Source organism: Pseudomonas cerasi (assembly GCF_027983475.1).
GTDB lineage: Bacteria > Pseudomonadota > Gammaproteobacteria > Pseudomonadales > Pseudomonadaceae > Aquipseudomonas > Aquipseudomonas cerasi.
On sequence record NZ_JAQJVM010000002.1, the window covers coordinates 394,550 to 417,631 of the forward strand.

The window sequence follows — 23,082 nt, forward strand, 5'->3', positions numbered from 1 at the left end:
ATCGACCAGCCTTTACGACCGGCGCTAGTAAGAGCACCACGCGGCGTCAGGCCGCATGGCGCAGGAAACAGGTTCGGCACCCGCCATCAGGCGGGCACCGCAAGGTTGCAATCGAGTCAGGATGTCAGTTTGGCGATGGCGCGTTCGAAGCGGTTCAGGCCCTCTTCGATGTCTGCGTCTTCAATCACCAGGCTCGGCGCGAAACGAATCACGTCAGGGCCGGCCTGCAGAATCATCAGGTCCTGGGCCTCGGCCGCATTGAAGATGTCCTTGGCCTTGCCTTTCCAGGCATCGGATAACACGCAACCGATCAGCAAGCCCAGACCGCGCACTTCGCTGAACACGCCGTACTGCTGGCCGATGCTTTCCAGACGGGTCTTGAACTGTTGATGCTTGCGCTGCACGCCAGCCAGCACTTCAGGCGTATTGACGACATCGATGACCGCTTCACCGACCGCGCAAGCCAGCGGGTTACCGCCATAGGTGGTGCCATGGACGCCGACCGCAAAGTGCTTGGCGAGCTTTTCAGTGGTGAGCATGGCCGCCAGCGGGAAACCGCCGCCGATGCTCTTGGCGCTGGAAAGGATGTCCGGGGTCACGCCGTAATGCATGTAGGCGAACAGATGGCCGCTACGGCCCATGCCGCTCTGCACTTCATCGAACACCAGCAGCGCGTTGTGCTCGTCACACAACTTGCGCGCACCTTGCAGGTACTCAAGCTGACCCGGCAGCACACCGCCCTCGCCCTGGATCGGCTCCAGCACCACGGCACAGGTCTTGTCGGTAACGGCAGCCTTCAGTGCGTCGAGGTCGTTGTACGGCACATGGCTGATGCCGGTGATCTTCGGCCCGAAACCATCGGAGTACTTCGGCTGCCCACCCACGCTGACAGTGAACAGGGTACGGCCATGAAAACTGTTCAGGGCCGCGATGATTTCGTACTTTTCCGGGCCGTACTGATCATGCGCCACACGACGCGCCAGCTTGAAAGCGGCTTCGTTGGCTTCAGCACCGGAGTTACAGAAGAACACGCGCTCGGCGAACGTCGCATCCACCAGTTTTTTCGCCAGACGCAGGGTCGGCTCGTTGGTGAAGACGTTGGACACATGCCAGAGGTTGTTGGCCTGCTCGGTCAAGGCACCGACCAGCGCCGGGTGGCAGTGGCCCAATACGTTGACGGCGATCCCGCCCGAGAAATCCACCAGTTCGCGCCCCGCCTGATCCCAGACCCGGGAGCCCGCACCGCGCACGGGGATGAACCCGGCCGGGGCGTAATTGGGGACCATTACCTGGTCGAAATCGGCGCGTTGCACCGCAGCATGCTCAACGGACATCGGAGTCTCCTGATGAGGAACGCCCGCCTGAAACTGGCGAGCGATGGAAAGATTGTAAGGACTGAATTGTGTTCGGCCTTGCCGCCAGGCGACAACTTGTTACAGCGCAAAACCGGGTTTTTTCAAGGTTTTCGGCAATGCGACAATTTGCGTCACAAAGGCGCAGTTTAAACGGATTGAGGCTGGCCTGTCTGGACCAGAGCTGTCGCGGCAGCACTTCTATCGCGACAAGGCAATCAACCGCGTTCGGCAGGCACGGGGGAAAGTTCGAACGGGCTGCTGCTGCGTCGCTGATTGCGGTCTTCACGCGGCGTGGCACCGAAGAAATTGCGGTAAGCGCTGGAGAAGTGCGGCCCCGAGGAAAAACCGCACGAAAGGCCGATCTGAATGATCGACTTGCTGGTCTGCATCAGCATCTGGCGCGCCTTGTTCAAGCGCAGCTCCAGATAATACTGACTGGGCACACGGTTAAGGTACTGCTTGAAGATCCGTTCCAATTGACGACGAGACACGCACACGTGCTGGGCGATTTCGTCGGTGGTCAACGGCTCTTCGATGTTGGCCTCCATCAACAGCACCGCCTGGGTCAGCTTGGGATGGCTGGAGCCCAGACGGTTCTGCAGCGGAATGCGCTGACGCTCGCCGCCTTCGCGAATGCGCTCGACCACCAGCTCCTCGGAAACCGCCCCGGCCAGTTCGGCCCCATGGTCACGGGACAGCACCGCCAGCAGCAGGTCGAGCACCGACATGCCACCACAGGCAGTCAGGCGATCCCGGTCCCAATCGAACAAATGGCTGGTGGCGATGACCTTGGGGAAGCGCTCGGCGAAGTCGTCCTGCCAGCGCCAGTGCACAGCGGCCCGGTAGCCATCCAGCAGGCCCAGTTGCGCAAGCGGGTAGACGCCCGCCGACAGCCCGCCAATCGAACAACCGGCACGCACCAGTTGCTTGAGCGCGCTGCCCAGCGCCGGGGCCACACCAGCAGGAGGCTCGTCAGCCAATAAAAACAGCTTCTGAAAGCCTTCCAGCCGCCCCGCCCAGGGCTCACCCGGCAACTGCCACGCGCCGGCAACCGCCGAAGGCTCCGCGGCCTCGGCCTGCAGGAACGACAGTTCATAGACCACTTCGGGATGAACGCGCTGCGCAACGCGCAAGGCTTCCTCGGCCAGTGCCAGGGTCAGGGCTTTGGTGCCAGGCCAGACGAGGAAACCTATTCGATGGGCAGTCATTGGGACATCCGATACGTATCGCCGCAAAAGCCGAGTCTGGAAAGATAGCTCGGTCTGGAACATCCAGGTCGTGTCGCGCGTCGCGCAGCATGCCCTGTTCTGGCATAAAAAGGCATCGTCATGCGCTGCCGATCGTCACTTCAGGCTACCGGACAGGAATTGCTGCAAACGCTCGGTCTGCGGATTGGCCAGCACTTCGCGCGGATCGCCACGCTCCAGGACGACACCCTGATGCAGGAAAACCAGCTGATTGGAGACCTCACGGGCAAAACCCATTTCGTGAGTCACCACCACCATGGTGCGACCTTCCTGAGCCAGGCCCTGCATGACCTTGAGCACATCACCGACCAGCTCCGGGTCCAGCGCCGAGGTCGGCTCATCGAACAGCATCACCTCGGGCTCCATCGCCAGTGCGCGGGCAATCGCCACGCGCTGCTGCTCACCGCCGGACATGTGCCCAGGGTAAGCGTCCTTGCGATGGGACACGCCGACTTTGGCCAGATAGTGCTCGGCCTTCTCCAGCGCTTCCTTTTTCGACACACCCAGCACATGGACCGGCGCTTCGATGATGTTCTGCAGTGCAGTCATGTGCGACCACAGATTGAAGTGCTGAAACACCATCGACAGACGCGAGCGCATGCGCTGCAACTGTTTGGCGTCGGCAGCCTTCAGGCCGCCGTCCTTGTTCGGCACCAGCTTCAACTCTTCGTTGTTGAGCAGGATCTTGCCGGCATGGGGCTGTTCGAGCAGGTTGATGCAGCGCAGAAAGGTGCTTTTGCCCGAGCCGCTGGAGCCAATGATGCTGATGACATCGCCGGCTTTTGCGGTCAGGGACACGCCCTTGATCACTTCGTGACTGCCATAGCGCTTGTGCAGATCCTGCACTTCCAGTTTGTTCATGCTTTGGGTTTCCACAGAACGGTCAATCACTGAGCAGACGTCCGTGACGCAGCGCCGTGCGCCCCGCCACCTTGGCCAGCCAGAAACCGGGTTGAGCGTAACGAAGCCGCTCGATGGCGAACAACACCCCGGCAGTATTCGCACAAATGGTACTGACCTGATCGGACAGTGGGTCGATCACTTCGAACAGCGGATCGCCCACCTCGACCCTGTCGCCTGCAGCGCGCAGGTACGTCACCACGCCAGGGTGCGGCGCATAGAGCAATTCGGTGCCTTCGAACGGCAAGCCCTCGCAGGCTTCGTGCGTCGGCTGCGGCCAGTCGCCGCTGATAAAACCCTGTTCGGCGAGGAACGCCAGAATACCCTCGGCGTGCGCGAGTGCCTGCGGCTTGCCGGTGTCGGCCTGACCGCCCAGCTCAAGAGTGGTCGCGAGGCAGGCCAGCGGGATCTGCGCCTGCGGGAAAATCCGCGAAAGACGCAGCCACGGCAGCGAGCAGGCCTCATCGAAGGAGCTGCCACCGGAATCTTCGGCAAGCAGCGCCACCTGGATATTCAGATGCGCCGACAGCGAACGCCATTGTGGCCAGTGCTGCGGCAAGGCGTACATGTGCAGCGCGGCATCGGCATCACAGTGCAGATCGAGCACCACATCAGCGACACAGGCATGACTGAGCAGGATGCGTTGCATGCCTTGCAGTTCGCTCTGCGGCGCAGGCAGAGCCTCGAGCGCAGCGCTCATTGCCTGACGAATCAGCCGGGTGTTGGCACGCGGGTCATCGCCCAACTGTCCTTCCAGCAACTCGGCGACCGGTTCGCTCAGCTCGGTGAAGTCACGATTGAAGTTCTTGCCACTGCCGAACTCGAAACGGCCCTGATGCGCGCCTTGCAGCAACTGCCCCAGGCCCAGTGGATTGGCCACCGGCACCAGTTCGACGACACCTTTGAGAAGGCCTTGCTGCTCAAGTTCGGTCAGACGCTTTTTCAGCTCCCAGGCTGTGCGCATGCCGGGCAGTTCGTCGGCATGCAGGCTGGCCTGAATGTACGCCTTGCGCTCACCGGTGCCGAAGCGAAAGACACTCAGCGTGCGTTCGGTGCCGAGGGTACTCCACGGCAATACATGATCGGTTCTTTGCATTTCAGACCTTCCGTGGGGCGAGGTAGCCCAGCCAGCGACGTTCGGCGATCTTGAACAGCCGCACCAGAATGAATGTCAGGCCCAGATAGAAAACGCCTGCGGTGATATAAGCCTCGAAAGGCAGGTAGAACTGCGCATTGACCGTACGCGCCGCGCCGGTGATGTCGATCAGGGTCACGATGGACGCCAGGCTGGTAGTCTGCAGCATCATGATGACCTCGTTACTGTACTGCGGCAGCGCCCGGCGCAAGGCCGAGGGCAGCAGAATGCGCCGGTACATCTTGGCTTTCGACATGCCCATGGCCCGCGCGGCCTCGATTTCACCGGCCGGTGTTGCCTTGAGGCTGCCGGCGATGATCTCCGCCGTGTAGGCGCTGGTGTTGATGGTGAACGCCAGGCAGGCACAAAAGGTAGCGCTGGACAGCCAGGGCCACAAAAAGCTTTCGCGCACCGCGTCGAACTGGGCCAGCCCGTAGTAGATCAGGAACAGTTGCACCAGCATCGGCGTGCCGCGAATCACGTAGGTATACAGCCAGGCAGGCATGTTCACCCAGGGGTTTTTCGAGACCCGCATCAGGCCCAGCGGCAATGCCGCCAGCAGCCCGAACGCGAGCGAAATCGCCAACAGCTTGAGGGTGGTCAGCAGGCCGCCGAAGTACAGCGGCAGGCTGTCCCAGATCACGTTGTAGTCAAAGATCATAAGTCAGCCGCCCTCACGCCTACCGAGTAGCGTTTTTCGAGGTAACGCAAGGCGAGCAGCGACACACTGGTGATCACCAGGTACATCGCCGCAACCGCCAGAAAGAAGGTGAAAGGCTCGCGGGTGGCATCGGCCGCCTGCTTGGCCTTGAACATCATGTCCTGCAGACCGACCACGGAAATCAGCGCGGTGGCCTTGGTCAGCACCAGCCAGTTGTTGGTGAAGCCGGGAATCGCCAGACGAATCATCTGCGGCACCAGAATGCGGAAGAACACCTTGCCACTGCTCAGGCCATACGCCATGCCTGCCTCGGCCTGCCCCTTGGGGATGGCCATGAATGCGCCGCGAAAGGTTTCCGAGAGATACGCGCCGAAGATGAAGCCCAGCGTGCAGATGCCGGCCATCAACGGATCAAGGTCGATGTAGTCGTCAAACCCCAGCAGGGGGACAACGCGGTTGAGCAGGTCCTGGCCGCCGTAGAAGATCAGCAGAATCAGGACCAGATCGGGAATGCCACGAATCACCGTGCTGTACAGATCGCCCAGCCAGGCAATCCAGCGTACCGGAGACAGCCTCAGCGCCACGCCGATCAGACCGAGAACGATCGCCAGAGCCATCGACGACAGGGCCAGCTGCAACGTCAGCCAGGCACCTTCGAGGATGACAGCTCCGTAACCTTTCAACATGATGTGCGGTCCTCAAGCGTGGAATAAAAATGGCGCAATCCAGGCAATTCTGTTTGCGCCATTGGTCAGGGTAAGGACGACGACTTATTTGCCGTAGATGTCGAAATCGAAATACTTGTCCTGGATGGCCTTGTACTTGCCGTTGGCACGAATCGCGGCGATGGCGGCGTTGAGACGGTCAAGGTTGGCCTTGTCGCCCTTGCGCACAGCAATGCCGATGCCGTCACCGAAGTATTTCGGATCGACGAACGACGGGCCTACGAACGCATAGCCTTTGCCAGCGTCGGTTTTCAGGAAGCCATCCTGCAACAGCGTGGCGTCGGCGACAGTACCGTCGAGGCGGCCTGCACCGATGTCCAGGTAGATTTCGTTCTGCGAACCGTACGGCGTCACTTCGACACCCTTGGGAGCGAGCACTTCGCGGGCGAACCGCTCGTGGATCGAGCCACGCTGCACGCCGATCTTCTTGCCCTTGAGTTCTGCCAGGCTGTCGCTGACCGTAGTGCCGTCCTTCATGACCAGACGCGCCGGGGAATTGTAATACTTGCCGGTGAAGTCCACGGACTTCTTGCGGTCGTCAGTGATGGACATCGACGACAGGATCGCATCGATCTTGCGCACTTTCAGCGCCGGGATAAGGCCGTCGAACTCCTGCTCGACCCAGGTGCACTTGACCTTCATTTCTTCACACAGCGCATTGCCGATGTCGTAGTCAAAGCCGACGATGCTGCCGTCCGGGGCCTTGGACGCGAACGGAGGGTAAGCCGCTTCGATACCGATTTTCAGTGGTTTTTCATCAGCAAAGATCGGCTGGGCGAGCACGGACAACGCCATCGCGCCAATAAGCATGAGCTTTTTCATTTCCAGGGACTCCATCGGTAAAGCACGACAAGTGGCAAAGTGAGCAAGCGCCCAATGTGCGAAAGGACAACCTCGGGGAAAAGCGACGCCGGGTACGTGACACCGCGCAGGCGGCTCACAGCCCTTCGGCGAATGAGGGGCATTTTAACGACAGGCTCGAAGTCGATATTTCTTCAATGCGACAACTAGTTACAGAAGCGCATGAAAACCCACTACACGGTATTGACGGGGCCTGTATCTGCTGATCCAGCAACACAGACTCAACCTGTCATAACAGCAAAAAGCGCGCCCATTATTGGCAAACCCTTTTAATCCGGCAAGCCCAGCGTGTCACATGGGGGTTTAAAAGCCCTGCGGTGTCGCACCTTCTTACATAGAAAGCTCGGACGTGTCCTACAACGAAGCAACGTTCGACAACACCGTGTAGACCGGTAACAACCCGATATATATCCCGTTTTCCAAGTCAGACACTTGAAACAAAAGCGCCCCGTTCGGCTCTCACCGAACGGGGCGCTTCAGTCACAGGATCGCTCAGGCAGCATTCATGGTCTTGTGCGTGTCGATCAGATGCTGCACCACGCCCGGGTCAGCCAGGGTGGAGATGTCACCCAGCGCATCGTACTCGGCAGTCGCAATCTTGCGCAGGATACGGCGCATGATTTTGCCCGAACGGGTCTTCGGCAGGCCCGGCGCCCACTGAATGAAGTCAGGCGAGGCAATCGGGCCGATCTCCTTGCGCACCCAGTTGCGCAATTCGGTACGCAACGCGTCGCTTGGTTCTTCACCGCCGTTGAGGGTGACGTAGACGTAGATGCCCTGCCCCTTCAGGTCATGCGGCACACCGACCACGGCCGCCTCGGCGACTTTCGGGTGCGCAACCATCGCGCTTTCGATTTCCGCGGTACCCATGCGGTGCCCGGAAACGTTGAGCACGTCGTCCACACGCCCGGTGATCCAGAAATAACCGTCCTCGTCACGACGGGCACCGTCACCGGTGAAGTACATGCCGCGGAAGGTCTTGAAGTACGTATCGACGAAACGGTCGTGATCGCCGTACAGCGAGCGCGACTGACCCGGCCACGAATCGAGGATTACCAGATTACCCTCGGCAGCACCCTCGATGAGGTTGCCCAGGTTGTCCACCAGCGCCGGGATCACGCCAAAGAACGGACGTGTCGCCGAGCCCGGCTTCAGGGCGGTCGCGCCTGGCAACGGGCTGATCAGGATGCCGCCGGTTTCGGTCTGCCACCAGGTATCGACAATCGGGCAGTTCTGCTTGCCGACCGTGTTGTAGTACCAGGCCCAGGCTTCCGGGTTGATCGGCTCGCCCACCGAACCCAGCAGGCGCAGGCTGGAACCGTCGGCGCCTTCAACGGACTTGGTGCCTTCAGCCATCATGGCGCGGATCGCGGTCGGCGCGGTGTAGAGGATATTGACCTTGTGCTTGTCGATGATTTTCGACACACGGGTGATGTCCGGATAGTTCGGCACGCCCTCGAACAGCAACGTGGTCGCACCATTGGCCAGAGGGCCGTAGACAATATAACTGTGCCCGGTCACCCAGCCGACGTCAGCGGTGCACCAGTAGATTTCGCCAGGCTTGTAGTCGAACACGCGCTCGTGGGTCAGCGCCGCATACAGCAGATAACCTGCGGTGGTGTGCAACACGCCCTTGGGTTTGCCGGTCGAGCCCGAGGTGTAGAGAATGAACAGCGACTCTTCGGCGCCCATCTCTTTCGGCGCGCAGGTGCTGGACGCCACTTCCAGAAGCGAGTGGTACCAGATATCACGGTGACGGTTCCATTCGATCTCGCCCCCGGTGCGCTTGCAGACGATAACCTTCTGCACGCTGCTGGTTTCCGGGTTGGTCAGGGCGCGGTCGACGTTGGCCTTGAGCGCAGTCTTCTTGCCGCCACGCAGGCCTTCGTCGGCGGTGATAACCACTTTGGAACTGCAATCGATGATCCGGCCAGCCAGCGCTTCGGGCGAGAAACCGCCGAACACCACCGAGTGAATCGCACCGATCCGGGCGCACGCCAGCATGGCGACCACAGCCTCGGGGATCATCGGCATGTAGATCGTCACGACGTCGCCACGGTGCACGTCCTGGCCACGCAGCGCGTTGGCGAACTTGCACACTTCGGCGTGCAGTTCGCGGTAGGTGATTTCCCGGTGCTCGGAAGGGTCGTCGCCCTCCCAGATGATGGCGATGCTGTCGCCGCGTTCTTCCAGATGGCGATCCAGACAGTTATAGGCGACGTTCAGCGTGCCATCGGCGAACCATTTGATATCGACACGGTGATCATCGAACGAGGTCTGCTTGACCACGGTGAAAGGTTTGATCCAGTCGAGGCGCTGAGCCTGTTCACGCCAGAAACCATCAGGGTTGACCACCGACTGCTGGTACATGGCCTTGTAGGTCGCTTCATCCGTCAGCGTAGTCGCTGCGACTTCTGGGCGGACGGGGTACAGGGAAGCTGCACTCATCTTGGTTACCTCGGTGGATAGTTGTTGTTTTATGCCCCTGTTGTATCCCGCCCCACCCGCAGGGGCCATTCGACGTTGGTCTTACCGGCGGGACCGGGGCCATGACGACAAGCCGCACGCGTGAAGCAGTACGTCAGATTATTACCATTTTGATAAAAGCGCTTATCCAAAGTCTTTATATATGCGCTGTTGCAACAGGCATAGAATTCGATCCGCCAACAAGGCAAACATCAACTGCCCCCACGCAGTGTTGTTCCAACTCGAAAAACGCATCAGACCGCCTGAGCCCATGACGTCAAAAACGTGATGCGACGGCGCTCACTTTCAAAAAGGTAAACGACAATGAAAGCTTTATTAATGGCCCTGGCCCTGTGCGGCATCAGCAGTTTCGCCATGGCCGAAGAATCGCAGACCAAAGTGGCGGCGCAACAGGCGCGTGTCGAGCAATATACCTACGGCACGCATCTGGATATCGCCCGGGTTATCTCCATCAGCCAGATCCCCAATGTCTGCGAAGTGGTCCCGGCACGCATGGTGTATGAGGACTCGCAAGGCGCACGCCACATTATGAGCTATCAGGTGATGGGCAACGGCTGCAGCAACGGTTGAGGCTTTTCGCTGTCACAGCCTGTGCACGACGCCTCGCCGCTCTATAAGGTGCGAGGCGCATGCACGACGTTAAGTTGCAGAGTCATCAATCAGCGAGTTATTTATCGACTGAATGCGGATCTGATTCGCGCCCCACTTCATAGTCGCGCAACTTGTTGGCAATCGTTGTATGAGACACCCCCAGGCGTTTGCCTAATTGGCGACTGCTGGGATATTGCGCATACAGTTGTTCCAGCACCGACTTTTCAAAGCGCCCGATAATTGCGCCCAGCCCGCCCTCCAGCGACACCTCACTCAATCCCTGTCGCACGCCGTAATCCGGCAAACGAATGTGTTCGGCCTGCACCTTGCCGCCGTCACACAGCGATACAGCCTGAAACAATACGTTTTCCAGTTGCCGCACATTGCCGGGCCAGTGGTACTGACTCAGACGCTTGATGGCCGCAGGTGATATGCCGGGCAGCGAACAGCCGATCTGCCGGCTGGCCTGATCGAGAAAATGCTCCACCAGAGGCTCAAGACCGTCCAGACAGTCGCGCAGTGGCGGTATATGCAGCGACAGCACGTTAAGGCGATGATAAAGGTCCTGCCTGAACATGCCTTTGGCGCACAGCTCCGACAGATCGACCTGGGTCGAACACATCACCCGTACATCGAGAAACATGTCCTCGTCACTGCCGACCCGGCGAAAGCTTCCGTCCTGAATGAAGCGCAGCAGCTTGGCCTGCATGCGCGCGCTCAGCTCACCCACGCCATCAAGAAACAGCGTGCCGCCCGCAGTCAGTTCCAACAGCCCCAGCCGCCCTTCCGCACGCGCGCCTTCGAACGCGCCGGGGTCATAGCCGAACAGCTCGATCTCGGCCATGGACTCCGACAACCCGGCGCAGTTGAGCGCCATCAGCGGTGACTGGCCGCGTGGGCTGGCCAGGTGACAGGCGCGGGCCAGCAATTCCTTGCCGGTACCGGTTTCCCCTTCGATCAGCAGCGGCGCATCCAGGGGCGCCATGCGCCGCGCCTCGCGAACCACAGCAGCCATGACCTTCGAGCTTTGAAAAATGCTGTCGAAGCCACGCAGCTCTTGCTTGCGCACATGGTAAATGCGCTCACCGACCCGATCAGCGCGGTGCAGCGTCAGCACGGCCCCGGCCATCGCCTCGCTGTCGTCATGTTCCGATTGCAGAGGCGCGATGTCGGCAAGAAACACGTCGCCGCATACCTTGACCCGCAGGCCATTGATCCGCGACTGGCTGGCGCGCACCAGCTCAGGCAGGTCGAAATCTTCGGCGTAACGCGACAAGGGCATGCCCGGCACTTCATCGACCCGCACACCCAGCAACTGCGCGGCGGCACGATTGGCCGCAACGATGGCCCCGCCCATGTCGATGGACAACACCGGGAATTCCAGCGCGCCGAGCAAGGCATTGAGCTCCATGTGCCGGCGTTCGCTGGGCATCAGCCCGACACGCTTGATGCCGAACACCCCGGTGATCGCCTCGAACTTCGGGCGCAGGGCCTGAAACTGAAGGTTGATCAGGTTCGGGCAATGCAGATAGATCGCATCACCGTGCTCGCCCCCCACTTCACCGCGCGCCACGTTGACGCCGTAAGCCACCAGCAGATCGAGAATGTCGCGAAGAATGCCGATGCGGTTCTGGCAGTGCACCTTGATGCGCATGAGTCATCGCCCCTGTGAGGGTAGTTTTTTGTGAGGCAGCAAAATTAATGTCAACAATACGTTACGCATTCACACTTCGCGAGCGACAGAATGGCTGATTTCAGGCCCCGCCTATCGTAATCGTAAACTTTTCGTTACGAACCAGTGATCAAATCCTCGCGCCACCCCGCTCACAGCCGCTGACGTACCTTCGAAACCGGGTTATTCCTGACCACAGGCTTTGACAAGAACACTTTAAAAACAGCAGCCTTTCGAGGACATCAGCATGGCCCAGACGCTTTACGTGGCACGCGAGCCGGACGCTTCGGGTTTCATCGATTACACGGCGGACGAACATGCGGTTTGGAACACCCTGATCACCCGGCAGATGAGCATCATCGAAGGGCGTGCCTGTCAGGAGTATCTGGACGGCATCGAACAACTGGGCCTGCCGCTCGATCGCATCCCGCAGCTAGGCGAAATCAACAAGGTTCTGGGCGCGACCACTGGCTGGCAGGTCGAGCGAGTGCCCGCGCTGATCCCCTTCCAGACGTTCTTTGAGCTGCTGGCCAGCAAGCGTTTTCCGGTGGCGACGTTCATTCGTACCGCAGAAGAACTGGACTACCTGCAGGAACCGGACATCTTTCATGAAATATTTGGCCACTGCCCGCTGCTGACCAATCCATGGTTTGCCGAATTCACCCACACCTACGGCAAACTCGGCCTGAGCGCGAGCAAGGAACAACGCGTGTACCTGGCCCGGCTGTACTGGATGACCATCGAGTTCGGCCTGGTCGACACACCACAAGGACGGAAAATCTACGGCGGCGGTATTCTTTCTTCGCCAAAAGAGGCGGTTTACAGCTTGTCGTCAGCCCCCGAACACCAGCCTTTCGATCCGCTTGAAGCGATGCGCACACCGTATCGCATCGACATTCTGCAACCGCTGTACTTTGTCCTGCCGGATTTGAAGCGTCTGTTCGATCTGGCGCAGCAAGACATCATGGCGCTGGTCGGGCAAGGCATGCAGTTGGGCTTGCACGCTCCCAAATTTCCACCTAAAACCAAAAGCCACGCCGCCTGACCCTCGGCCCGCTATCCGAAAAGGACCCTCTGCTTATGACCACCTTGAATCAAGCTCACTGTGAAGCCTGCCGTGCCGACGCGCCGCAGGTCAGCGAAGCCGAATTGCCGGAACTGCTCAAGCAGATCCCGGACTGGAACATCGAGGTCCGCGACGCAGTGATGCAGCTGGAAAAAGTGTTTCTGTTCAAGAACTTCAAATGGGCGCTGGCGTTCACCAACGCGGTGGGCGAAATTGCTGAAGCGGAAGGCCATCACCCGGGCCTGTTGACCGAGTGGGGCAAAGTGACCGTGACCTGGTGGAGCCACTCGATCAAGGGCCTGCACCGCAACGATTTCATCATGGCCGCGCGCACTGACGAAGTGGCAAGGGATGCAGAAGGCCGAAAATAAAATGTTCAACGGGCCGCGGACCCTGCTCACGCGGTCCGGCCCAATGAAATCAAGCTCGTCAGCGCCTCGCGAGATAAAAAGCAGGACAGTAAAAAAGCCATTTTGTTTCACAATCAGGGCAATCGGGGTAAAAAAATATCCTGATTGTCATTTTCGGTGGGTTATCCTGCGCAGGCTTTTTAAAGCACGGTTCTATCTGCAACCCCTTGCGAGGAGCGACGACGATGCATGAAATCCCTAACTTCCCACCAGGCCAACAGGAACCACAACAGTCGACTCTGGCTCAGCAAGAGCTTGGTCAACCTGTCGCAATGAAAGCAGCACCCTCGGCTAAAGACAGCCAGAAAGCCGGACGCAAAGACTGAAGGCGATTGTTTTCAGGCGTATCGAAAAACGGTTTTGCCGGTTTTCAATACGCCTGGAAAACCAGCAACAGGCAAACAGCAGATTTTTATGAGCGACTTCACTGAAACGCAAGCCAGCGCCCTGATTGGCACCGCCGAGAAAATGATCGAAATCTGGTCACGCCTCAGCCCGGAAAAACAGAGCGCCCTGCTCGCCCGCTTCGGTACTCAGGAAAACGCCCTGGCCGCCCTCGTGACCACACACCTTGTGGCACCCAGGCACGAATAACCTTCCATTCACGTTTATTTCAATCTGTTGCACCTGCATCACCCGATGCATCGGTATGATGAGCACTTCGAGAGCTTGCTAAGGGTTTTTCCCTGCCCGCTCGAACGCCATGCCCGCACAGAATGAAAGCCCGCCCCATGTCCGAGACACCGAAAAACACACCGCAAACCCCGATGGCCGTTACCCTGACCGTCGTTTCCATTGTGATGTTCACCTTCATCGGCTACCTGAACATCGGCATTCCCCTCGCCGTTCTGCCCGGCTACGTCCACAGTGATCTGGGCTTCGGTGCAGTCATCGCAGGACTGGTCATCAGCGTGCAATACCTGGCCACGCTGATCAGTCGGCCCTGGGCAAGTCGCATCATCGACAATCTGGGCAGCAAGAAGGCCGTGCAGATCGGGCTGACCGGCTGCGGGCTGAGCGGTGTGTTCATGCTGGTGCCGGTATGGCTGGACAGTTGGCCGATGGCGAGCCTGGTGATTCTGCTGATTGGCCGGGTGATCCTCGGTGCCGCGGAAAGCCTGGTCGGTTCGGGTTCGATTGGCTGGGGCATAGGCCGGGTCGGCGCGCAGAACACCGCCAAGGTCATTTCCTGGAATGGTATCGCCAGCTACGGCGCGCTGGCCATTGGTGCGCCATTAGGTGTGTGGATGGTTGACGAACTCGGCCTGTGGACAGTGGGCGTGAGCATCATGCTGCTGTGCGCGCTGGGGCTTTACCTGACGTGGCACAAAGAGCCCGCGCCGATTGTGCAGGGTGAGCGACTGCCGTTCATGCATGTGCTGGGGCGAGTGTTTCCGCATGGCATGGGCCTCGCGCTGGGCGGTATCGGTTTCGGCACTATCGCGACGTTCATCACCCTGTATTACGCCAGCAACCACTGGCCGAATGCCGCGCTGTGCCTGACGCTGTTTGGCGGCAGCTTCATCGCCGCGCGCCTGCTGTTCGGTAACCTGATCAATCGCCTGGGCGGCTTTCGAGTGGCGATTGTCTGTCTGTCGGTGGAAAGCCTGGGCCTGTTGCTGCTGTGGCTGGCACCCACTCCAAACCTGGCACTGGCTGGCGCGGCGCTGACCGGTTTCGGGTTCTCGCTGGTGTTCCCGGCGCTGGGTGTGGAAGCGGTCAATCTGGTCCCGGCGTCAAGCCGAGGCGCAGCAGTAGGCGCTTATTCGCTGTTCATCGACCTGTCACTGGGCATCACCGGGCCACTGGCAGGCGCGATTGCTGCCGGCTTCGGCTTCGTCTCGATCTTCCTGTTCGCGGCACTGGCATCACTTACCGGGCTGGCGTTGAGCGTTTATCTGTACAAGCAGGCGCAGGTGTTGCGCCAGCGATGATCGGTGCTCATAGCTATACAGGTCCTGAATAGCCCGGAAAGCGGAGTTTTCAGGCTTCTGCCCGCAGGGCGTGGGAGCGAACTTGTGAGCTAAGACATTGTTTTGAAAGCTAAATTTTTTGCGACGGCACGGGCCCTTTCGCGAACAAGTTCGCACGGCCTGCGGCCAGAATCAAGAGCGGACTTATGTATAGCGATAAGCGCTCCGGCGTGGCACGAGACTGAAAAACACTTCAGAAATCCACTTTCCCGCGTCCGGCCTTGATCGAGCCGCGTTTGCTCTTGGACTCCAGGCGTCGGGTCTTGGAGCCGAGAGTCGGGCGGGTCGGGCGGCGCTTCTTTTCGACCTTGGCCGCGTTGACGATCAGCTCACTCAAACGCAGCAACGCATCGGCACGGTTCTGCTCCTGGGTTCGATACTGCTGGGCCTTGAGCACGATCACGCCGTCACTGGTAATCCGGCTGTCACTCAACGCCAGCAGCCGTTCCTTGTAGAACGGCGGCAGCGACGAGGCATTGATGTCGAAACGCAAATGCACGGCGCTGGAGACCTTGTTGACGTTCTGCCCTCCTGCGCCCTGGGCACGGATAGCAGTCAATTCGATCTCGGCGTCAGGCAGATGGACGTTGTTGGAAATCACCAGCATCGGGTTATCTTCTTCTCGGCAACGGGCAAGGCTACTTGCCGGACTGGGCAGGCACGATAACGCTACGCCTGTTTTTGGCCCGATAACAGACCCACATCACCGCCAGCCAGACCGGTATCGCGTACACCGATATGCGGATGCCGGGGATCATCAGCATGATGCCGAGGATAAACACCACAAACGCCAGGCACACATAGTTGCCGTAGGGATACCACAGCGCCTTGAACAGCGGCACTTGCGCGGTCCGATTCATGTGCTGGCGGAATTTCAGGTGCGAGTAGCTGATCATCGCCCAGTTGATCACCAGCGTAGCCACCACCAGCGACATCAACAGTTCCAGCGCCTGCTGCGGCACGAAATAGTTGAGCAGCACCGCAACCAGTGTCACCGCGGCAGAGGCGAAAATCGCCTTGACCGGCACCCCGCGCCTGTCGACCTGGGCCAACGCCCTGGGTGCATCGCCCTGCTCGGCCATGCCCACCAGCATGCGGCTGTTGCAGTAGGTGCCGCTGTTGTACACAGACAGTGCCGCTGTGAGCACCACGAAGTTAAGAATATGCGCCGCCGTGTCGCTGCCCAGCATCGAGAACACCTGCACGAACGGGCTGCCGCTGTAGGAATCGCCAGACGCATTGAGACTGGCCAGCAGGCTGTCCCAGGGCGTCAGCGACAACAGCACCACCAGCGCGCCGATGTAGAAAATCAGGATGCGGTAGATGACCTGGTTGATTGCCTTGGGGATCACGGTCTTCGGCTGTTCGGCTTCGGCAGCGGTGAAACCGAGCATCTCCAGCCCGCCGAAGGAGAACATGATGATTGCCAGCGCCATCACCAAGCCGCCGACGCCGTTAGGGAAAAACCCGCCATGCTCCCAGAGGTTAGTCACCGAGGCCTGCGGGCCACCGCTGCCACTGACCAGCATGTAACTGCCCAGCGCGATCATGCCGATGATCGCCACCACCTTGATGATCGCGAACCAGAACTCGGTCTCGCCGAACACCTTGACGTTGGTCAGGTTGATGGCATTGATCAGCACGAAGAAGGCCGCTGCGGATACCCAGCCCGGGATGTCCGGCAACCAGTAATGGATGTATTTGCCGACGGCGGTCAACTCGGACATGCCGACCAAAATGTACAGCAGCCAGCAATTCCAGCCCGACAGGAACCCGGCGAAACCGCCCCAGTAGTTGTGCGCGAAGTGGCTGAACGACCCGGCGACCGGCTCTTCGACGATCATCTCGCCCAGCTGGCGCATGATCATGAAGGCGATGAAGCCGCAGATGGCATAACCGAGAATCATCGACGGCCCGGCTGATTTCAGCACGCCCGCCGAGCCGAGAAACAGGCCCGTCCCGATGGCACCGCCCAAGGCGATCAACTGGATGTGTCGATTCTTCAGGCCGCGTTTCAGTTCGCCCGAGGGTGAGGTTGTTTCACTCATTCAATAGCCACCTGATCGATCTTGTGCTGTGACGAAATAGAACCTGCTGCGCTTGTGACGCAACAGAATTGCAGCGTTCGAGGCGGATGGCCCGGAGCGTTGAACAGCACTGTTTCACAGAAAAAAGCGCAGCATTGTACACGGGCATTCCGGCTGAGGTTCAAAACCGGAAGGTCGATGCGTGACCGCAGTGTGACAGCGCTTTTCAGAGCGCCGAAAACGACAACGCCAGCCCTGTGGACTGGCGTTGCCATTCATTCACACCGAGCGATCACTCAGGCTTGCGACGACCGAAGCCTGGACGCTGACCTGAACCTGCCGGTGGGCCACGGCGTTTGCCTGACGGCGCATCATCGTTGACCAGCTTGATGCCGACACGCTTCGGGCCTGGTTTGGCCGGACGCTTGTTCATGTCGCTCGGACGCTCGGCGACCGGCGTACCACGGCTGTTGTCGGCCGGACGCGGCGCGCGTGAACCGGGCTTGCCCGAATCCTTGCGCGGCGAAGGACGCTGAGTCGAATCGCCACCGCGCGGACGATCGCGCTCGCTGCCGGTGATCTGCGGCTGACGCGGTGCGCGTTCGCCGCCGGTCGCCGGAGCACCCGCCGCCGGACGCAAGGTACGAACACGCTCGCCTTTGCCCAGAGGGCGCGACGATTGACGCTGCAGACGCTCCATTTTGTCTTTGGTCTTGGCATTCATCTGCGGCTGGGCCACAGGTTGCAGACCAACTTCAGCTGCCAGAATATCGACTTCGTATTGGCTCATTTCGCGCCAGCGGCCCATCGGCAGGTCGGAGTTGAGGAACACCGGTCCGTAACGCACGCGCTTCAGGCGGCTGACCACCAGCCCCTGGGATTCCCAGAGACGACGCACTTCGCGGTTACGGCCTTCCATCACCACGCAGTGATACCAGTGGTTGAAGCCTTCGCCGCCCGGTGCCTGCTGGATATCGGTGAAGCGTGCAGGACCGTCTTCGAGAATCACGCCATTCTTGAGGCGCAGCAGCATGTCGTCATCGACTTCGCCACGCACACGAACCGCATATTCACGGTCCATTTCAAACGACGGGTGCATCAGGCGGTTGGCGAGTTCACCGTCGGTGGTGAACATCAGCAGGCCGGTGGTGTTGATGTCGAGACGACCGATGTTGATCCAGCGACCTTCCTTCGGACGCGGCAGACGGTCGAACACGGTCGGACGGCCTTCCGGGTCGTCACGGGTGCAGATTTCACCATCGGGCTTGTTGTACATGATGACGCGACGGACCGTTTCGGCCGCTTCTTCGCGCTTGATGACGCGACCATCGACACTGATGGCGTCATGCAGGTCGACGCGTTGACCGAGGGTCGCGTCCTTGCCGTTGACCTTGATACGGCCTTGGGTAATCCAGGCTTCCACGTCACGGCGTGAACCCACGCCAATGCGCGCCAGAACCTTCTGCAGCTTTTCGCCTGCGGGTCCGATTTCCTGGCTGTCCTGCTTGTCTTTTTCACTCATCTGGGCACCTCCCGGTGTGTCGAATCAGGGCTGGCCGAGAACCGGCAAGACCTGTGCCCGGCGCGCTGTGGATAGCGGCAAGGCGAAATACTTGAAAGCCCGGGCGACACTTGATCGCCGAGGGTCGGCCATCATACGCCCCTGCGCCGGTTTACGCATCCGGCGTCAACGGCAAATGCCCGAATCACTTCTTCTTTTTACGACCGGCGGTCTTGAGCTTGGCGAGCCGCTTGGCAGACTCCTCAAGCACCGTGCGCTTGTCGTCCTTGTCGAGTTTCTTCCAGGCCTTGATTTCGCGCTTGCTGCGGCCGCATCCCAGACAAATGTCATCATCGAACTTGCACAGGCTGATGCAGGGGTTCTTGGTCGAACTCATGGGCAGCGAATCTCATGGCGAGTGGTATCAGATGTGACCCTGGGCTGGCGTATGAATTCGACCGAAATGCGCTGGGCGTTGGCACGACAGTCCTGATTATCGTTCTGCACGCCCCAGGACGAGGTATCAATAGGACGCAGAGCGCTCATGGCTACATACAGGTCATGTGGGAGCGAGCTTGCTCGCGAAAGGGCCCGCACAGAATCCGAAAATAGCGAGCCTGCACCATCGCCTTCGCGAGCAAGCTCGCTCCCACGAGACTTGTGTACCACGCTGAACGCTTCAGCGTGGGAGCGCGAGTCAATCAGACCTCATTTTCGCCTTTGTCGTCTTCAGGCTCTGGCTCCGCGCGCAGCAGGTCGTCGAAGTCGGTCTTGAGGCCCTGCTCCATCGAGTCCAGTTCCACCAGCAGGCTGCGGAAGCTGGTTTCGTCACGCGGGGCTTCCGGCTCTGCGTCCGGGTCGAGGCTGGCGTCGGCCAGGGCTTGCAGGTGCGCAGGCACCGGTGCCTCTTCGAAATCCAGCACCGGCTCGGTTTCCATCTCGCGCAGGTCGGCCAGCGGCGGCAGCTCGTCGAGGCTTTTGAGATTGAAGTGGTCGAGAAAGCCTTTGGTGGTCGCGAACATGGCCGGTTTGCCGGGCACATCCCGGTAGCCCACCACACGAATCCACTCGCGCTCGAGCAGAGTCTTGACGATGTGGCTGTTGACCGCGACACCACGGACATCTTCGATCTCGCCCCGCGTGATCGGCTGGCGGTAAGCGATCAGCGCGAGGGTCTCCAGCATGGCTCGGGAGTAACGCTGCGGCCGCTCTTCCCACAACCGCCCGACCCACGGCGAGAAGCGGTCACGAATCTGCAGGCGATAACCCGATGCCACTTCCTTGAGCTCGAAGGCGCGCCCCTCACAGGACTTGCGCAACACCTCGAGTGCCTTTTTGAACACCGGAGGCTCAGGGCGCTCACCTTCCTCGAACAACTCATAAAGGCGCTCCAGCGTCTGCGGTTTTCCGGAGGCCAGCAGAAATGCTTCAAGCAGCGGGGCCAGTTCGCGGGGTTCGTTGAGGTTCATGGGTGTGTTCTTGCTCTACTCGGCTCGCGCCCGGACATGGATCGCCGCAAAGGGCTCGTTTTGGACCAGTTCGACAAGTGACTCCTTGACCAGCTCAAGCACCGCCATGAACGTCACGACCACACCCAGACGCCCCTCTTCGGCGGTAAACAGCTCGGCGAACGGCACAAAACCGCCGCCCTTGAGACGCTCCAGGACATCGCTCATGCGCTCGCGGGTGGACAGTGCCTCGCGGCTGACCTGGTGGCTTTCGAACATGTCGCCACGGTGCAGCACTTCGGCCATCGACATCAGCACTTCTTCAAGGCTGACATCCGGCAGCAACTTGCGTGCGCGGGCTTCGGGAGCGTCCAGTTTCGGCACGATGACATCGCGGCCCACCCGGCTCAGCCCGTCAATACCCTCGGCGGCGACCTTGAAGCGTTCGTATTCCTGCAAGCGGCGAATCAGCTCGGCGCGTGGATCGCCTTCTTCCTCTTCGACTTCCGCCGAGCGCGGCAACAGCATGCGCGATTTGATCTCGGCCAGCATGGCGGCCATGACCAGATACTCGGCAGCCAGCTCCAGGCGCACAGTTTTCATCAGCTCGACGTAACCCATGTACTGCTTGGTGATCTCGGCAACGGGAATATCGAGGATGTCGATGTTCTGTTTGCGGATCAGGTACAACAGCAGGTCAAGCGGGCCTTCGAACGCTTCGAGAAAGACCTCCAGCGCGTCGGGCGGGATGTACAGGTCTAGCGGCATCTGCGTGACAGCACGCCCGTAGACCAGCGCGAACGGCAGTTCCTGCTGGGCGTCTGCCTGGCTGTCCACTGCCTCGACGGCTGTCATCAGGCACGTTCACCGAACGGCGTCGGATCACCACAGCCGACCCGAACGACCTGAGGTTCACCCTCGGCCAGGTTAATGACCGTGGACGCCGAAATACCGCCGATCCCGCCGTCGATGATCAGGTCGACCTGATGCTCGAGAATCTGGCGCATCTCGTAGGGATCGCTGAGCGGCACGCTGTCGCCCGGCATGATCAGGCTGACGCTCATCAGCGGCTCACCCAATTGCTCCAGCAGGGCCTGGGCGATGGGATGGCTTGGCACCCGCAGGCCGATGGTGCGGCGCTTGGGGTGCAGCACCAGGCGCGGCACCTCACGGGTGGCATTGAGAATGAAGGTGTACGGCCCGGGCGTGTGCGCCTTCAGTGCACGGAACGCGCCGGTGTCGACCTTGGCAAACAGCCCCAGCTGCGACAGGTCGCAGCACATCAGGGTGAAGTTGTGCTTGTCGTCCAGCTGGCGCAGGCGGCGGATGCGCTCGATGGCGCTCTTGTCACCGATCTGGCAGCCCAGTGCATAGGACGAATCTGTCGGGTACACCACCAGCCCGCCGGCCTTGATGATTTCAGCGGCCTGTTTGATCAGGCGCGGCTGCGGGTTTTCCGGATGGACCTGGAAAAATTGACTCACGATTACTTCCTGTTCAGACGGCGGCAGTAGGCTGTTCATGTTTGAATCTGCACCACAAAGGCGGTAGATCTTCAGGCACGGGACGATAAGTACCGATCTCGCCCCAGGTGCCAGGACCGTGGAAGTCGCTGCCGGCAGAGACCAGCAGACCGAACTCGCGTGCAAGGATGGCCAGGGTTCCGACCTGATCGGCAGGCTGCATGCCATTGACCACTTCTATGGCGTGCCCACCGGCCTGGACGAAATCGCCGACCAGTTTACGCCGTTTGCTGCGGGTAAAGTCATAATGTGAAGGATGCGCAAGGCTGACCCACGCACCCGACGCCCGCAAGGTGGCGACCGTGTCCTCCAGCGTCGGCCAGTGCTGCTTCACATCGCCCAGTTTGCCCGCCCCCAGCCATTTGCGAAATGCCTCGGCGCGATCCTTGACGAAACCCGAGCGCACCATGAAGTCGGCAAAGTGCGGACGCGCAGGCGCATTACCGCTGTCACCCAGCCCCTGCTGAATCGCGCGAGCGCCTTCCAGCGCGCCAGGCATACCTTTGATCGCCAATTTACGGCTGATTTCTTCCGCACGCAGCCAGCGTCCTTCATGCAAACGGCCGATGGCTTCGGTCAGCGCCGGGGCCTGGGTATCGAATCCGTAACCCAGAATATGGATGGTCGCGCCGCCCCAGGTGCAGGACAGCTCCACCCCGTTGACCAGTTGCATACCCAATGAATGCGCCGCCGCACGGGCCTCTTCAAGCCCTTCGAGGGTATCGTGGTCGGTCAGCGAAAGGACGCGCACGCCGTTTTCATGAGCACGCGCAACCAGTGCCGTAGGCGAGAGCGCCCCGTCGGAAGCGGTGCTGTGGCAGTGCAGGTCTACATTCATAGTGATGCTTTCGTGTTCATTGATGTTTGTTATTATGCCGCCACATCCTGCTTCTGGCTGCCATTGTGAAACAATTCATCGACTTCATCCCGCTGCTCCTGTTCTTCATCGTTTACAAAACCGAGCCGCGTGCCGTGGATATCCTCGGCAATACCTATATGGTAGGCGGCATTTTCAGTGCAACGGCGATGCTGATCATCAGTTCGGTGGTGGTCTACGGCATTCTCTACGTCAAACAACGCAAGCTGGAAAAAAGCCAGTGGCTCACGCTGGTGGCGTGCCTGGTGTTCGGCAGCCTGACCCTGGCCTTCCACAGCGAAACCTTCCTGAAATGGAAAGCCCCGGTGGTCAACTGGCTGTTTGCCGTCGCCTTCGCCGGCAGTCATTTCATCGGCGACCGTCCGCTTATCCAGCGCATCATGGGTCATGCACTGACCCTGCCGGCAGCGATCTGGACCCGGCTCAACATCGCCTGGATCATATTCTTCCTGTTCTGTGGCGCAGCCAACCTGTATGTAGCCTTCACTTATCAGGAATTCTGGGTCGACTTCAAAGTATTCGGCAGCCTGGGCATGACCCTGATCTTCCTGGTCGGCCAGGGAATCTACCTGTCACGCCACCTGCACGACACCGCTCCCAATACGACCAAATCCGAGGACTGA

Annotated in this window: 23 protein-coding genes; 6 read left to right on the forward strand and 17 right to left on the reverse strand. The window is 60.0% G+C overall.

Features of this window, described 5'->3' with window-relative positions:
* Window positions 1–116: 116 nt before the first annotated feature.
* The 8 genes from PI739_RS10895 to acs all read right to left on the reverse strand — a co-directional run bounded on the left by PI739_RS10895 (window position 117) and on the right by acs (window position 9,332).
* Window positions 117–1,334 carry an aspartate aminotransferase family protein gene (locus PI739_RS10895; protein WP_004416903.1) on the reverse strand — a complete coding sequence of 406 codons (1,218 nt, stop codon included), beginning with the start codon at window positions 1,332–1,334 and terminating at the stop codon, window positions 117–119.
* Window positions 1,335–1,570: 236 nt separating this feature from the next.
* Window positions 1,571–2,563, reverse strand: coding sequence for a transcriptional regulator ArgR (gene argR, locus PI739_RS10900; RefSeq protein ID WP_003434564.1), 993 nt, complete (start codon window positions 2,561–2,563; stop codon window positions 1,571–1,573).
* Between the two features lie 135 nt (window positions 2,564–2,698).
* The gene (locus PI739_RS10905) at window positions 2,699–3,463 is read right to left on the reverse strand and encodes an ABC transporter ATP-binding protein (protein ID WP_003434561.1); all 765 of its coding nucleotides are present in this window, start codon (window positions 3,461–3,463) and stop codon (window positions 2,699–2,701) included.
* Window positions 3,464–3,485: 22 nt separating this feature from the next.
* Window positions 3,486–4,598 carry a succinylglutamate desuccinylase/aspartoacylase family protein gene (locus PI739_RS10910; RefSeq protein WP_003434558.1) on the reverse strand — a complete coding sequence of 371 codons (1,113 nt, stop codon included), beginning with the start codon at window positions 4,596–4,598 and terminating at the stop codon, window positions 3,486–3,488.
* A gap of 1 nt (window position 4,599) precedes the next feature.
* Window positions 4,600–5,298 carry an ABC transporter permease gene (locus PI739_RS10915; RefSeq protein WP_003314733.1) on the reverse strand — a complete coding sequence of 233 codons (699 nt, stop codon included), beginning with the start codon at window positions 5,296–5,298 and terminating at the stop codon, window positions 4,600–4,602.
* A complete protein-coding gene (locus PI739_RS10920) occupies window positions 5,295–5,984 on the reverse strand; it encodes an ABC transporter permease (protein ID WP_054080879.1) in 690 nt (229 codons plus the stop codon). Before PI739_RS10920 ends, PI739_RS10915 begins: the two co-directional genes overlap by 4 nt.
* 84 nt (window positions 5,985–6,068) lie before the next feature.
* Window positions 6,069–6,845 carry an ABC transporter substrate-binding protein gene (locus tag PI739_RS10925; RefSeq protein ID WP_003434548.1) on the reverse strand — a complete coding sequence of 259 codons (777 nt, stop codon included), beginning with the start codon at window positions 6,843–6,845 and terminating at the stop codon, window positions 6,069–6,071.
* Window positions 6,846–7,376: 531 nt separating this feature from the next.
* Window positions 7,377–9,332 (reverse strand): acetate--CoA ligase, encoded by a 1,956-nt coding sequence (gene acs, locus PI739_RS10930; protein WP_003434545.1) that lies wholly within the window; start codon window positions 9,330–9,332, stop codon window positions 7,377–7,379.
* Window positions 9,333–9,674: 342 nt separating this feature from the next.
* Here acs and PI739_RS10935 point away from each other — a divergent pair, with 342 nt between their 5' ends.
* Window positions 9,675–9,941, forward strand: coding sequence for a DUF2790 domain-containing protein (locus PI739_RS10935; protein ID WP_032609668.1), 267 nt, complete (start codon window positions 9,675–9,677; stop codon window positions 9,939–9,941).
* A gap of 97 nt (window positions 9,942–10,038) precedes the next feature.
* On the opposite strand, the gene PI739_RS10940 is transcribed toward PI739_RS10935, so the two are convergent.
* On the reverse strand, window positions 10,039–11,616 hold the full coding sequence (locus tag PI739_RS10940; RefSeq protein ID WP_054080878.1) for a sigma-54-dependent transcriptional regulator: 1,578 nt from the start codon (window positions 11,614–11,616) through the stop codon (window positions 10,039–10,041).
* A 265-nt stretch (window positions 11,617–11,881) separates the two neighbouring features.
* On the opposite strand from PI739_RS10940, the gene phhA reads away from it, so the two are divergent.
* From phhA to PI739_RS10960, 4 genes are all read left to right on the forward strand, one after another.
* Window positions 11,882–12,679 (forward strand): phenylalanine 4-monooxygenase, encoded by a 798-nt coding sequence (gene phhA, locus PI739_RS10945; RefSeq protein ID WP_054080877.1) that lies wholly within the window; start codon window positions 11,882–11,884, stop codon window positions 12,677–12,679.
* A gap of 35 nt (window positions 12,680–12,714) precedes the next feature.
* Window positions 12,715–13,071, forward strand: coding sequence for a 4a-hydroxytetrahydrobiopterin dehydratase (locus tag PI739_RS10950; protein WP_054080876.1), 357 nt, complete (start codon window positions 12,715–12,717; stop codon window positions 13,069–13,071).
* Between the two features lie 453 nt (window positions 13,072–13,524).
* Window positions 13,525–13,704, forward strand: a complete 180-nt coding sequence (locus PI739_RS10955; protein WP_003369861.1) for a hypothetical protein — start codon at window positions 13,525–13,527, stop codon at window positions 13,702–13,704.
* 137 nt (window positions 13,705–13,841) lie between these two features.
* On the forward strand, window positions 13,842–15,044 hold the full coding sequence (locus tag PI739_RS10960; protein ID WP_054080875.1) for an MFS transporter: 1,203 nt from the start codon (window positions 13,842–13,844) through the stop codon (window positions 15,042–15,044).
* Between the two features lie 232 nt (window positions 15,045–15,276).
* On the opposite strand, the gene arfB is transcribed toward PI739_RS10960, so the two are convergent.
* From arfB to PI739_RS11000, 8 genes are all read right to left on the reverse strand, one after another.
* Window positions 15,277–15,690 carry an alternative ribosome rescue aminoacyl-tRNA hydrolase ArfB gene (gene arfB, locus PI739_RS10965; RefSeq protein ID WP_003314723.1) on the reverse strand — a complete coding sequence of 138 codons (414 nt, stop codon included), beginning with the start codon at window positions 15,688–15,690 and terminating at the stop codon, window positions 15,277–15,279.
* Between the two features lie 31 nt (window positions 15,691–15,721).
* Window positions 15,722–17,131: an amino acid permease gene (locus PI739_RS10970; protein ID WP_054080874.1), complete on the reverse strand. Its 1,410-nt coding sequence runs from the start codon at window positions 17,129–17,131 to the stop codon at window positions 15,722–15,724.
* A gap of 271 nt (window positions 17,132–17,402) precedes the next feature.
* Window positions 17,403–18,632, reverse strand: a complete 1,230-nt coding sequence (gene rluB, locus PI739_RS10975) for a 23S rRNA pseudouridine(2605) synthase RluB (protein WP_003314721.1) — start codon at window positions 18,630–18,632, stop codon at window positions 17,403–17,405.
* Between the two features lie 184 nt (window positions 18,633–18,816).
* A complete protein-coding gene (locus PI739_RS10980; protein ID WP_002554453.1) occupies window positions 18,817–19,008 on the reverse strand; it encodes a DUF1289 domain-containing protein in 192 nt (63 codons plus the stop codon).
* A 304-nt stretch (window positions 19,009–19,312) separates the two neighbouring features.
* A complete protein-coding gene (gene scpB, locus PI739_RS10985) occupies window positions 19,313–20,080 on the reverse strand; it encodes an SMC-Scp complex subunit ScpB (protein WP_054080873.1) in 768 nt (255 codons plus the stop codon).
* 15 nt (window positions 20,081–20,095) lie between these two features.
* A complete protein-coding gene (locus PI739_RS10990) occupies window positions 20,096–20,794 on the reverse strand; it encodes a segregation and condensation protein A (RefSeq protein WP_170846047.1) in 699 nt (232 codons plus the stop codon).
* A gap of 119 nt (window positions 20,795–20,913) precedes the next feature.
* Window positions 20,914–21,543, reverse strand: a complete 630-nt coding sequence (locus PI739_RS10995; RefSeq protein WP_003434523.1) for an L-threonylcarbamoyladenylate synthase — start codon at window positions 21,541–21,543, stop codon at window positions 20,914–20,916.
* Window positions 21,544–21,556: 13 nt separating this feature from the next.
* Window positions 21,557–22,420 carry a PHP domain-containing protein gene (locus PI739_RS11000; RefSeq protein WP_054080872.1) on the reverse strand — a complete coding sequence of 288 codons (864 nt, stop codon included), beginning with the start codon at window positions 22,418–22,420 and terminating at the stop codon, window positions 21,557–21,559.
* Between the two features lie 65 nt (window positions 22,421–22,485).
* Between PI739_RS11000 and PI739_RS11005 the strand changes: the two genes are divergently transcribed.
* On the forward strand, window positions 22,486–23,082 hold the full coding sequence (locus PI739_RS11005; protein WP_003314713.1) for a septation protein A: 597 nt from the start codon (window positions 22,486–22,488) through the stop codon (window positions 23,080–23,082).